The sequence below is a fragment of the Pseudomonas sp. ADAK13 genome, from assembly GCF_012935715.1.
Taxonomy (GTDB): Bacteria; Pseudomonadota; Gammaproteobacteria; order Pseudomonadales; family Pseudomonadaceae; genus Aquipseudomonas.
Genome location: NZ_CP052860.1, coordinates 6548580 through 6561594, shown reverse-complemented (window position 1 = coordinate 6561594; position 13015 = coordinate 6548580). Strand labels below are relative to the sequence as shown.

Here is a 13015-nt window from a genome sequence, read left to right as displayed (position 1 = left end):
GCTTGCCCTGTGGAAGGAGAGGGCTTGTCCTGTGGCGAGGGGGCTTGTCCCCCGTTGGGCTGCGAAGCGGCCCCAATAAGCTCACCGAGTTCTACCAGGCAAACGTGGGCGCCTGGTTTGGGGCTGCTTCGCAGCCCAACGGGGGACAAGCCCCCTCACCACAGAAAGCACCTCGCCACAGAGATACCCAAGCCGAACAGGTTATTTGCGATGCCCGGGGGATCAGCGTTTGCGCGCGGCAACCGCTTCGATTTCTACCAGCCCGCCGGGCAACGGCAGTGCGACGACTTGCACGGCGGTGCGCGCCGGTTTTTTCGGTTGCTCGGCACTGCCGAAGAACGGCGTGTAGCCTTCCTGCAAACCGGCGAAGTCCAGCTTGCCGCCCTTGGCCGGATCACCTACCAGGAACACCCGCAACTGCACCACATCCCCCAGATCCAGGCCCTGGCTTTGCAGTACGCCCTTGAGCTTGTTGAGGATCGACGTGGTCTGGATCGCCGTGTCGCCATAGGCCGCAAACGAGTCTTTCGGTGCCTTGGGGTCGTGCACATCAGCCAGCAATCCACTGACAAACAGCAGCTCGGTTTGCGGTGGCACCGACACCGCCAGCGAGATCGGGAAGTTCGAGTTGGGCAGCGGCACGCGCTTGATCTCATCGGCGTGGGCGGCGAGGCTGGTGGCGGTCATCAGCAGTCCTGCAAAAAGAGTTTTCATCAGTTCATTCCTTGAGTGAGAAGGTTCAGGCGGCAACGCCCGGTTGCTGGCGTTCGGCATGGCGGCCGATCAGTGAGACGATGCGCCGTGCGGAGTCGGCGGCGCTGTTCTGCCAGATACCGACACCGCCGTGGGCGAGGGCGTCGCTGGCCAGGTAAGTACGGCCCTGGGGCTCGTTAAGCAGGCGATAGGCGCTCTCGCCAACCTCGTCGTTGACGATCCACGGGCCCTTGCTGTAGCTGACTTTCGACCAGTTGATCGCCACCGGTTTTTGCAGTTTGGCGCTGTGGCCGGGGTGCAACAGCTCCACCGCCTGGCGTGAAGAGTCGAACTGTTCGGCCAGGGATTTTTTGCTGAAGGCCTGGGCCGACTCGCTGGTGTTGTAGGCCGCCACCAGAATCCCCTGGGCGCTGTTGAGACGGTCGCTGGGGTACCACAACCCTTTGACTTCATGGTCGAGGTACGACAGGCCGCCGTAGATGTTGAAGTCGGTTTCCCAAAAACGCGGTGCCTGCCACGCCACCTTGTTGGCCTGGTCGCTTTGCGCGGTCTGGATCGCCTGCTTGAACGGCGCGGTGAAGTTGCTCGGCAGCTTCGCCAACAGTGGCAGCGGCACGGTGACGATGGCGTAGTCGGCGCTCAGGGTCTGGGTCTTGCCGCTGAGGCGGTCGCGGTAGCTGATGCGGCTGCCTTGCTCTGAGGTCTGGATATCACTGACTTCAGCGTTGAAGCGCACCGCATCCTTGAGGTGCTCGTAGAAGGCATACGGAATGCGGTCCATGCCACCCACCGGCTGGAACATGGTGGAGGAAAACTCCGGTATTTCGTCGAACACCAGCGCGCCCCACAGCTTGGGATTGAGCAGGGTTTGCAGCTCCAGCGGGGCGCGGGTCACGCCGGTTTGATCACCGGCACCGGGCACCCGGGTGTAGCCGGAACGCACCGAGCCCTTGTATTGCAGGTCGCCGTTGAGGTCGCCGTACACCTTGAGGAAACTCAGCAGGGCCTTGCGGTCGTCCGCGCTCAGGTCCTGGTCCAGGGCCTTGCGGCTGACGGTACGGGCCAGCAGTTCCGAGAGCTGGCCACGGGTGTCGTTGACCGCCTGGCGCAGTTGAAACGCTGGTTGCTGGGTATCGGGGCGGGCCAGGGCGTTGCGGCTGCTGTTGACCAGCACTTGCAGCTCCACCCCCAGCTCGCGGCAGTAGCCGAGAATCGTCTGGTGGTGGCTGGGAATCCGCGCCGGGCCGGCATTGAAAAACTGCCCGTCGTCAAAGTCGACGGTCTGGCTGACACCGTCGTCGAAGTCGACTTTGGTGCCACGGCGCAGCGTCCAGTTGCGCCCGCCCACCCGGTCGCGGGCCTCCAGGATCGTCACGTTGAAACCGGCCTTGCGCAGCTCGTAGGCGCTGACCAGCCCGGAGATCCCGGCGCCGACCACCACCACGTTCTTGCCCTTGCCGGTGCTGCCCAATTGCAGCGGGGTAAAGCTTGATGCCACTGCCTGGGGCGTCAGCCCCAGCGCGCCCAATGCGCTGACAGCGGCGGAATAACCGCCCACGGCGGCAATACGGGAAATCAGTTCCCTGCGGGTAAAAGCCATGATTCGCTCCTTGAGATTGCGGTGCTTTTGGAGGGGGTAGCGTCAGAGGTCGTAGCGCACGGTCAGCAACAGGGTTCGCGGGTCGTTGACCGAGTAGTAGCGGGCGCCGCTTGAGGGCACGTAGCCCACCGACTGCGGGTAGGCGCGGTCCAGCAGGTTTTTCACCGCGAGGGTGGTGGTCCAGTGGCCGTCGCCGCTGATGTAGCGGGTGTTGGCGTTCCAGAAGGTCTGTTGCGGGATTTCCTGGATGTCGTCGTTCAGCGCGTTGGCATAGGACTTGGTCTGGAACTGCGCATCGGTGCCCGCCAGCCAGGTGCCGGGCAACCCGGCAGGAATGGTGTAGTTCAGGCCCAGGCTGGCGTTCCAGCGCGGCGAGAACACCAGTTGCTTGCCGTTGGCATCCACCCCGGCACCGCTGGCGTTCTGGAAGTCGTCGTACTTGCTTTGCAGGTAGCCGACGTTGGCGGTCAATTGCAGGTCGCGGCTCAGGGCGGTGAGGGTTTCCAGCTCCACGCCGTAGGTGTGGGCGCGGCCAACGTTGGTGCGCAGGCTCACGCCCAGCGCCGGGTCATAGGCGTTGGTTTGCAGGTCTTTGTAGTCGTTGTAGAACACCGCGACGTTGGCCCGCAGGCGCTGGTCGAAGAAGTCGCCCTTGACCCCGGTTTCCCAGGTGGTCACGTCTTCCGGGGAGAACGCCTGTTCAGCGGCGGCCTGGGTCGGTGCGCGGTTGTCGTAACCGCCGGCCTTGAAGCCCTTGGCGACGTAGGCGTATTGGTTCAGGTGCGGGGTCCAGGCGTATTCGAAGCCGATTTTCGGGCTGGTGGACTGCCAGGATTTGCTCGACTCGGCGGTGAAGTTGGTGCCGGTGATTTCCCGGTTGGTGTTGATCGCGTAGTTGGTAAAGTCGAAATTCTTGTGCTCGCGGGTAAAGCGCAGGCCGGCGATCAGCGACAGTTGTTGCGTGAGCTTGTAGGTGCCCTGGCCATACAGCGCGTAGCTTTCGGTGTTGGTGGTGCTGTATTGCCCCTGGCCGATCACCCGGTTGCGGGCGATGGAGTAGGTGAGGTTGTCGCGGTCGGCGTCGAACTTCTCGCGGTACAGGTACACGCCGGTGCTGAAGCTGAAATCGTCGTAGTCGCCGTTGAGCTGGAACTCCTGGGTCGCATAGTTCTGCTTGTACAGGATCAGGTTGTTCTGGATCAGCGCGGCTTGCCCTGAGTTGTCGTAATCCACCGGTTGGTGGAACGCCGAATAGGCGGTCACCGACTTGAAATTCAGGTTGTCATTGATCGCATAGATCGCCCGCAACACCGAGCTGCCCTGGTCCAGGCGGTTTTTCGGGTCGAGGCTGCTGTAGCTCTTGAACTTGTCGAAATGCCCGTTGGCGTCGAAGGGCGTGTAGCTGGTGGTGTCGCCACGGTCGAAGGTGCCGGCCAGGGTCAGTTGCACATCCCAGGGCGAATCCACCGGCTTGTAGCGCAGCTTGCCGCGATAGGACTGGATGTCGACGTTGTTCACGTCCTTGCCACGGGTCGGGTCGGACACGGTGCCGTCGCGGCTCAGGCGAATCGCCGAGAAACTGCCGAACAATGCGTTGTCCACCAGCGGCCCACTGATCAGCAGGCGTGCGTTCTGCGCGTCGTAGTTGCCGGCGCCCAGCTCGACAAAGCCACGGGTTTCCTGGCTGGGGTCGCGGGTGATCACACGGATCGCGCCGGCGCTGCTGTTACGGCCATACAGCGTGCCCTGTGGGCCGCGCAACACTTCGACCCGCTCCACATCGTTGAAGTCGAGCATCGAGGAAATGGCGCGGGGGATGTACAGGTCATCGGCGTAGACGGCGACGGCGGCTTCCTGGATCGGGTCGGTTTCGCCGATGCCGCGGATGCCGTAGGTCTGGGCGCTGTAGGAGATCGACTGGCGGCTGAGTGTCAGGTTGGGTACCTGGCCGGAGAGATCGCGCACGCTGTTGATCTGCTTGTCTTCGAGGGCTTTTTCATCGAACGCGGAAATCGCCAGCGGGGTTTTTTGCAGGTTTTCGCTGCGGTGCTCGGCGGTGACGTTGACCACCGGCAGGGCGGCGTCGTCGGCATGGGCAGTGAGGCCGAACAGGGCGAGGGAGACGGCCAGTGTCAGGCGATTGGGTACGGCGGTAGGACTCATGATGGACCCCTGGGGTGGTTGACGGTTTAGGCAAAGTCGGGCCTCCACCTGGTCAGGGGTCGGTATTGGATGTAACAGTATTTGTATAAATGGCGGGCGTAAAAGTCCGATTAGTTATAAGTTAATTATAAAAAATAGGTATGTAGTGGTTAGGTTGTGATGCATAAGGCTGATGATGTTTTTCAGCCTACAGAAAACAAATGTGGGAGCTGGCTTGCTGTGGCGAGCGGGCTTGCTGTGGTGAGCGGGCTTGCTGTGGTGAGCGGGCTTGCCCCGCGCCGGGCTGCGAAGCAGCCCCACCAATCGGTGGTGAACCCGACAGGGGACAAGCCCCCTCACCACAGCAAGCCAGCTCCCACATTTTTAATCGCGCCGGGCTTAGTAACCGCGTTGGGTATCGGCCAGGTTTTCCAGCGGCAGATCACCCAGGTATCTTTCCAGATTGCCCAGAAAGCTGTCCGCAATATCATGCCGGCTATGGGTCGAAATCGCCGACGTATGCGGCGACACCCTGACCCTCGGATGCCCGTACAGCGCATGCCCGTCGGGCAATGGCTCGGGCTCGGTCACATCCAGCGAGGCCAGCCCGATATGGCCGCTGTCCAGCGCTTCCAGCAGCGCCTCATGATCCACCAAACCACCCCGGGCAATGTTGATCAGGTGCAACCCCGGCCTGGCGCTCGCCAGCACTTCACGATTCACGATATGCCGCGTGGCCTCGGTCAACGGCGCGGCGAGCACCAGGTGATCAGCGCGAGCAAACAGGTCGTGGATATCCCGCGCCGCTTCCACGCCGTCTACGTCAAACGGCGTCTGGCTTTGTCGCAACGCCACGACCTTGATCCCCAGCCCATGAGCCTTCTGCGCCAGGCTGTGGCCAATCGCGCCAAACCCGAGAATTCCCAACGTCGTGCCCTTGAGCGGGCGCAATGGGGTGAATTGCCATTGTGAATCCTGCACCCAGATATCCGGTAAATGCTTGGCCGCGGCGAAGATCGCCGCCAGGGCGAACTCGGCGAGGTTCTCGGCGGCGCTGCCCCGTGAGGTGCTCACCGGCGGCCCGTTGAACAGCCACTTGGGGTAGAAATCGATGCCCGACGACACCACCTGAATCCACTGCACGCCATACGGCCAGCCCGGTGGCGGGGCGTCTGGCGCGGTGTAGCCACGCACATTGATCGGCCGCGCCAGCAGGATATTGGCCTGGGGCGGCAAGTCGCTGGGCACCCCGGCGGGTACACCGATGACCTCGGCACCGGGGTGCGTGAGGGCCAGGCGCTCGCGGATCACTGCGTTGAAATCTTCGTCCAGCTGGCTGGCGATAATCACCTGGCTCATGTGCGTTCCTTCTGTCGTTGAGCGAAGACGGCTTTGCCGACACCTTGCAGCACGGCGTCGTTCTGCGGGGTGTGCACGCGGCTGCAGAGTACGTCGCGGTAATGCCGTTGCAGCGGGCTGTGGCGGGACAAGCCAGGATTGCCCGAGGCCTCGATGGCCAGCTCCACGGCGCGGATTGCGTTGCCGGTCACCAGGTATTTGAGTTGCGCGGCATTGGCTGCCGGGGTGTGCCCGTCGGCGGCGGCGTCCAGCAGGCTGCGGTTGGCAAACAGCAGGGTGTCGATATGCCCGACGGTCTCCTGAAAGCGCGGCAAGGTCGACAGCGCCGCACCGAGGTTGGACGGTTTGCGCTGTTCCAGCCAGTCCACCAGCCAGTCGCGCGCGGCCTGGGCCACGGCGTCGTACACCGATGAGAGCAACACCGACATCCACAGGAACCCGTCACCGTCGAGTTCCGCCTGCGGCGCGCTCCAGGGGCTGACGCTGACCGCATGGTCCAACGGCACCAGTACGTTATCGAACACCACTTCGTGGCTGCAGGTGGCGCGCATGCCCAGGTGGTCCCAGGTCTCGACAATGCTGATGCCGGGGCTGTCCTTGGGCACCAGCCAGGCGCCTACCAGCGGGTCTTCATCGCTGCTGCGCGCCCACACGCTGAGCCACGTCAGGCCATGGCTGCCGGTGGAGTAGATCTTGCGACCGCTGATGCGCCAACCGGTGGAGGTACGCCGTGCGATCGTCGCCGGCAGCCCGCCACGGGCCGGGGTGCCGAGGTCGGGTTCGACCCGCAGGGCGTTGATCAGCGCGCCATTGCGCACCGCGTCTTCGGCCACTTGGGTGCGCAAGGCCGGCGGCCAGGTTTTGCTGTCTTGCAGGCGGGTGTGTTGCAGGTACTGCATCACCAGGATCAACGCGGTGGAGGGTTCGCCCTTGGCGATGGCGCTGATGGCTTTGCGCGCCTGGGCCAGGTTGGCGCCACCACCGCCCAACGCCTTGGGCACGGTCAGGGCGACCAGGCCGTGCTGGTGCAACAGCGTGAAATTGTCATGGGGGAACGCGCCGCTTTCATCGTAAAGGTGGGCGGTGGCGGCGAGCTGGCTGCCGAGGCGTTCCAGCAAGGCTTCGAAATTGGCCACTTCCACGGAGCGCAGTGACGGTTGAGAAGAAAGGCTCATGATGGGTGTACTCGTTCAAAAGGTGGGAGCGGGCTTGCGGTGGTGAGCGGGCCTGTTGTGGTGATCGGGCTTGTTGTGGTGAGCGGGCTTGCCCCGCGCTGGGCTGCGAAGCAGCTCCATCAATCGGGAGACAAGCCCCCTCACCACAGCAAACCCGCCCCCAAATGGGTTATTCGGCGTTTTCGAAGGCGGGTTATATCGGCAGCAACTTGAACTCCCGATCCCATAACGGGCTGACATCCAGCCGCTCGCTCAACACCCCGGCGTTAAAGAACAGATCCGCCACTTCCTGCTGCGAAGCGATGGCCTGGTCGTTCACCTCAATCACGCTGTAGGGCTGGCTGCGGTTGTTGTACACGTCGAGGAACACCGCTTTATCCACCCCCAGCAACTTCGCTGATTTCTCGGCCCAGGGCTCGGGGTTGTTGTTCATCCATTCCAGGGTGCGCGCCTGGCGTTGCAGGTAATCCTGGATCGCCTGTTTGCGCAGCGGGTCTTCTAGGGCGGCGGGGCGGGCGCCGATCAGGTAGTTGCCGGAGAGGTAGCCGAGGGCGGTTTTCAACACCCGGGCACCGCTGCGGAATTTCGCCAGTTGGATAAACACCCCGTAGATCACCCAGGCGTCCAGCTGGCCGCTCTGGAACGCACTGAAACCATCCTGCGGCGTCAGTGCCACGGGGGTGATGTCGTTGAATGTCAGCCCTTGTTCCTTCAAGGCTTTGATCAAGAAGTAGTGGGACGTGGTGGAGCGCACGTAGCCCACACGTTTTCCTTTGAGCTGGGCGATGGATTCAATTTTCGAGTCCTTGGGAATCAGGATCACCTGGTTATTCACGTCGCCTTGGAGCACCGCGATCAGCTTCGGTTCGCGGTGGCTCTGGATCGAAAAGATCGGTGGGATCTCGCTCATGCCGCCAATGTCGAGGCTGCCCGAGGCCAGCGCTTCGACGATCAGGTTGCCGCCGGCAAACTCGGCGTAGTCGACCTTGTAGGGGGTGTCGGAGGTGCCGGCGTCGTCGGTGAAATACGAGTCCTGGCCACGGTAGGTGGCGACGGCGAGGGTCAGGTCCGAGAGCTTCGCCGGCCCCGCAAAAGCCCGTGGCACCAGCGAGGCGAGGCCCAGTGCGCCCAGGGCAATCGAACTGGCGCCCAGGAAGCCGCGACGATTGAACTGTCCCTGTTTGATCGTGTTCGTCATGGTCGTGCCCTGGTCAGATGGCGAGCTGTGTGGGTTGGGTTTCAAAGGCGGCGGCGTAGCGGTTGGCCGGTACGTCGAGGCCAAGGTTGTCCCGCAAGGTGACGCCGCTGTATTCACTGCGGAACAGGCCGCGCTGTTGCAGCACCGGCACCACCCACTCGGTGAAGTACTGGAGGCCATCCGGCAGCAGTGAATTGATGATGAACCCGTCGGCAGCGCCGGCTTCGAACCAGGTCTGGATCGCGTCGGCGACTTGCTCCGGGGTGCCGACAAAATCCCGCTTGGGCCGGGAGAACCGCAGGGCCACTTCCCGCAGGGTCAGGCCCTCGTCGCGGGCCAGCTGCTTGATGCGGTCGGAGCCGCCTTTCTGGCTGTTGGAACCCAGGTCGCCGAGTTCCGGGAAGGGTTCGTCCAGCGGGTACTGGCTGAAGTCGTGGTCGTTGAACGGGCGGCCCAGGGCGACGATGGCATCTTCGACGGTCACCAGGTCCACCGCTTGCTGGTAGCGGCTTTCCACCTCGGCCTCGTCGCGGCCCACGATCGGCCGGATGCCCGGCAGGATCGACAACTGATCGGCGTCACGGCCAAAACGGCGGGCGCGTTTTTTCAGGTCTTGGGCGTAGGCTTTTGCTTCGTCGAAGGTCTCGGCGTGGACGAAAATCGCGTCGCTGTTTTCGGCCGCAAAATTGCGCCCGTCCTCGGAGGTGCCGGCCTGGAAAATCACTGGTTGGCCCTGGCGCGAGCGCGCGATGTTCAGCGGGCCCTTGACCGAGAAAAACTCGCCTTTGTGCTTCAGCGCGTGCAGCTTGCCAGGCGTAAAGAACTCGCCGCTCTGCTTGTCGTAGGCGAAGGCATCGTCTTCCCAGGAATCCCACAGGCCCTTGACCACGTTTACGTGCTCCTTGGCGATGCGGTAGCGCACGGCATGGGGCGGGTGCTCGGCCTTGCCGAAGTTGTCGGCGGTGCCGCTGAGCCACGAGGTGACCACGTTCCAGCCGGCGCGGCCGCCGCTGATGTGGTCCAGCGAGGCAAACTGGCGCGCCACCTGGAACGGTTCGGTGTAGCTGACGGTGACCGTCGCCACCAGGCCGATATTCGAGGTCAGGGCCGCCAGGGCTGAAAGAATGGTCAGTGGCTCAAAGCGGTTGAGGTAGTGCGGGCTGGATTTTTCATGGATATGCAGGCTGTCGGCGATGAACACGAAATCGAACTTCGCGCTTTCAGCCAGTTGCGTCTGGTGTTTGTAGAACCCGAAGTTGACGCTGGCATTGGGTTGCGCCTGCGGGTGGCGCCATTCGCCCCAGCCGTGACCGACGCCGTGCACCATGGCACCGAGTTTCAGTTGGCGTTTGCTCATGATCGATCTCCTGTTAGCGGGAAGCTTGGGTGAGGGGGGCACGCTTGGCGTTGAAGCTCTTGTCGAAGCCTTGGGAGACGTCGATGTGTTTGGTCAGCAGGCCTTCTTCCTGGTAGATGTCGGCGGTGGTTTGCAGGCCGCTGATCACCGTGTCGTCAATCGCGACCGGCTGCATATGGGTGGCGTTGGCGACGGCCACGTGCACCTCCAGCGGCAAGCCGGTGATTTTCGCCATAGCCGCGGCGAATTCCTGCGGATGCTCGTTGCTCCAGCGGTAGGCACGGTCGACCCGGGCGACAAAGTCATCCAGTTGCACGCGCTTGTCGGCGATCGCCTTGCTGGTGGCGGCGAGGTACAGGTGATTGCTCAGCAGGTTGTTGCCGCTGGCAAGGACCCTGGCCTGGCTTTGGGAGGTGACGACGGTGGTGTAGGGATCCCAGGTGGACCAGGCATCCGCTGTCCCGTTGTCCAGTACCAGGCGTGACTCGCTGGGCAGCAGGAAGATGAACTGCACGTCGTGGGTGGACAGGCCGGCGCTGCGCAACGCCTTGATCGCCAGGAAGTGCCCGATGGAGCCACGGGTGGTCACGATGCGCTTGCCCTTGAGGTCGGCGAGGTCGTGGATCGGGGAGTTCTTGGGCACGATGAGCGCGGTGGTGTTGCGGCCTTCGGCGTGGATGATGCTGACCACCTTCAACGGTGCACCGGCACCGAGGGCGAACACATAGGGCGCATCGCCCAGGGCGCCGATGTCCACGGCGCCGGCGTTGAGTGCTTCGCCCAACGGCGCGGCGGCGGGGAATTCGGACCACTGGATTTCGTAGGGCACATCCCGGGTTTCGCCGGCGACTTCCAGCAGGGCCTTGATGGTGGATTTCTGGTTGGCCACCCGCAGGGGTTGCAGGTCGGCGGCCTGGCAGGTCGCACCCAAGGTGAGGGCGACCAGTAAAAGGGCGAGGGTAAAGCGCATCGGGCGTGCTCCAGGCTAAGTCTTGCGTTCAGTCACCTCCGCCTGGAGAAGGGGTCGGCTGGTAATGGGAAGAGGAGCGAGCAGGCTCGCTCCAGGTGGGGTTCAGATCACATAGAACCCATGGGTACCATCGCGGGCCAACTGGTCCACCAAGCCGAACTCCCAGTCCAGGTAGGCCTGCATGGCTTCCCGCGGGTTGTCGGTGCCTTCATACGGGCGGCGGTAGCGGTCGATGCGCGGTGAGGCGAGGCGGGTTTCGCCTTCTTCCAGGGGCAGTTGTGCGGCGATCCAGCTGGCGGTGCCGTCCTGCAGCAGGAACACTTGCTTGCCGGTCAGTGCTTCCACCTCGGCTACCGCGAGGCGCGCCAGTTGGCTGCTGCCGCAGGTCAACACGTAGCGTTCGGCGGCGGGCACCTTGCGCAAGGCGTCGGGCAGTTGTGCGCGCAACGCCCACCACGCACCGGGAATGTGGCGCTTGACGTAATTGGCGCTGCTGGTGAAGTCCAGCACCGCGGTGTCGCCGTGTGCCTGCCACTCGGCCAGGGTCCGGGGGCTGATCAGTTCGGCTTGTTGCGGTGCCGGAACCGGGGCGACCCAGGCTCCCTGCTCGCTGAAGTGCGCGGGTTGCAGGTCATCCAGCACATGCACTTCCCAGCCCAGTTGCGCGAGCCAGGAGGCGGACATATTGGCCCGCACACCGTCGTCATCCGACAGCACCAGCCGGGCGCCACGCACGCTGGCGACGTGATCGGTTTCCTGTACCAGTTGGCCGCCGGGTGTAGAGCGCGCGCCGGGCAGGTGGCCGGCTTCGAATTCTTCCGGGGTGCGTACGTCGAACAGGTAAGTGGTGCGTGTCGCTTCCTGCTGCCAGCGGTGCAGATCGGCGAGGGTGGCGCGGCCTACGCGGGCCTTGTCGGCGACTTGGCGGGCGTCCCTGGCGGCGATCTGGCGATGTTCTTCTGAGGTCGGCGCAAAGCGTCGGGCCTGGCCGTGTTGCAGCGTCTGCCCGGCCAGGGTCCAGCCGATGGTGCCGTTGCGCAGGGCGGACACCGGGTTGGCGATGCCGGCGTTGATCAGTGACTGGGTGCCGATGATGCTGCGGGTGCGCCCGGCGCAATTGACGATGATACGGGTGGCCGGGTCGGGCGCCAGTTCACGGGCGCGCAGCACCAGTTCAGCCCCCGGCACGCTGATGCCGGTGGGAATGCTCATGGTCTGGTATTCATCAAAGCGGCGGGCGTCGAGCACCACCACGTCGGCGTTGCTGTCGAGCAATGCCTGCACTTCTTCAGCCGCCAGGGACGGCGTGTGGCGCTGGCTTTCCACCAGTTCGCCGAAGGATTTGCTGGGTACATTGACGTCGATAAACAATTCGCCGCCGGCGTTGCGCCAACCGTCCAGGCCGCCTTCCAGCAGGCTGACCCGGGTGTAGCCGAGGGCGTGCAAACGCTGGGCGGCGATCTGCGCCAGGCCTTCACCGTTGTCGTACACGGTCACGTGGGTGTCCAGGCGCGGAATGCGCGAATACACCTCCAGTTCCAGTTTCGACAGCGGGATATTCGCGGCGAACAGCGGGTGGGATTCAGCGAACGGCGCTTCCTCGCGTACATCCACGAGGGCGACTTCTTCATGGTCCAACAGGGCCTGGCGAATCTGGGCGAAGGTGCGGTTCGATGCAGTACTCATAGGGCAGGGCTCTCTTTGGACAAATCCCAGATGTTCGGGAGAAAGGCGTTGGAATAACCGGAGATAAACAGTTTCTCGCTGCCGTCCGGCTGATACACGGCGCGGCGCACGGCACCGATATTGGCGCCGTACACGTGAATGCTGATGGACACCTGGTCGTCGAAGGCATTGCTGACTTGATGGATGTCACCGATCTTTGGCGACACGGCTTCCACCTGGCCGGGTTCCAGCTGGATGGGTTTTCCATCCGGGATCAAGGCGCCCTCGGCGTTGCGCTCAAACCCCTGGGAATACTCGGCGCCGCGCAGCATGCCGATCAGCCCCCACACCCGATGGTCATGGATCGGCGTGGTTTGCCCCGGTCCCCACACAAAACTGACAATGCTGAAGCGCTGGCGCGAATCGGCGTGCAGCAGAAATTGCTGATAACGCTCAGGGTTGGGTTGGGCAAATTCGTCCGGCAGCCAGTCATCGTGGCTCACCAGTTGCGCCAGCAGCTTGCCGCCGCGGTGCAGCAGGTCACCTTCGCGAGGGTTGCCGTCGATCAATTCCGCCAGGGCGCCAATGAATGCTCTGAGTCTCTCCGGGTGTCGGGCCTGGGTCATGACAATTCCATCGTGGGTGGTTCGTGGTGATGGGTTTATCTAAGCATAATGTTTATAGTTAATATGCTATTTTTTAATGATTAGGTTATAGCGGAAAGTAATTTAGAACCGGTTTGAATAGCGTTAGACGTTATCGATCGGGTGGCGGGCTATCCAGCCACCGTTTATGGAACTATGCTTTTCACACATCTTAATGACTGTTCTCTATG

General features: G+C 63.1%; 10 protein-coding genes. All 10 read right to left on the bottom strand.

All coding sequences use genetic code 11. The features are described 5' to 3' along the window. Nucleotides 1–222: 222 nt before the first annotated feature. Nucleotides 223–714, bottom strand: a complete 492-nt coding sequence (locus HKK54_RS30315; RefSeq protein WP_169388866.1) for a RidA family protein — start codon at nt 712–714, stop codon at nt 223–225. 25 nt (nt 715–739) lie between these two features. Further along, nucleotides 740–2314, bottom strand: coding sequence for a flavin monoamine oxidase family protein (locus HKK54_RS30310; protein ID WP_169388865.1), 1575 nt, complete (start codon nt 2312–2314; stop codon nt 740–742). 42 nt (nt 2315–2356) lie between these two features. Beyond that, nucleotides 2357–4477 carry a TonB-dependent receptor gene (locus HKK54_RS30305; protein ID WP_169388864.1) on the bottom strand — a complete coding sequence of 707 codons (2121 nt, stop codon included), beginning with the start codon at nt 4475–4477 and terminating at the stop codon, nt 2357–2359. A gap of 378 nt (nt 4478–4855) precedes the next feature. Then, complete coding sequence (locus tag HKK54_RS30300; protein ID WP_010171967.1) at nt 4856–5815, bottom strand: D-isomer specific 2-hydroxyacid dehydrogenase family protein; 960 nt, start codon at nt 5813–5815, stop codon at nt 4856–4858. After that, nucleotides 5812–6990, bottom strand: coding sequence for an acyl-CoA dehydrogenase family protein (locus tag HKK54_RS30295; RefSeq protein ID WP_169388863.1), 1179 nt, complete (start codon nt 6988–6990; stop codon nt 5812–5814). The genes HKK54_RS30300 and HKK54_RS30295 overlap by 4 nt, the downstream gene beginning before the upstream one ends. Nucleotides 6991–7183: 193 nt before the next feature. After that, nucleotides 7184–8188 (bottom strand): ABC transporter substrate-binding protein, encoded by a 1005-nt coding sequence (locus tag HKK54_RS30290; protein WP_169388862.1) that lies wholly within the window; start codon nt 8186–8188, stop codon nt 7184–7186. A gap of 13 nt (nt 8189–8201) precedes the next feature. Next, the gene (locus HKK54_RS30285) at nt 8202–9545 is read right to left on the bottom strand and encodes an LLM class flavin-dependent oxidoreductase (RefSeq protein WP_169388861.1); all 1344 of its coding nucleotides are present in this window, start codon (nt 9543–9545) and stop codon (nt 8202–8204) included. 13 nt (nt 9546–9558) lie between these two features. Continuing rightward, complete coding sequence (locus HKK54_RS30280; RefSeq protein WP_169388860.1) at nt 9559–10515, bottom strand: ABC transporter substrate-binding protein; 957 nt, start codon at nt 10513–10515, stop codon at nt 9559–9561. 102 nt (nt 10516–10617) lie between these two features. Continuing rightward, nucleotides 10618–12201 (bottom strand): rhodanese homology domain-containing protein, encoded by a 1584-nt coding sequence (locus tag HKK54_RS30275; protein WP_169388859.1) that lies wholly within the window; start codon nt 12199–12201, stop codon nt 10618–10620. Then, nucleotides 12198–12806, bottom strand: coding sequence for a cysteine dioxygenase (locus HKK54_RS30270; protein ID WP_010171955.1), 609 nt, complete (start codon nt 12804–12806; stop codon nt 12198–12200). The genes HKK54_RS30275 and HKK54_RS30270 overlap by 4 nt, the downstream gene beginning before the upstream one ends. Between the last annotated feature and the right edge of the window lie 209 nt (nt 12807–13015).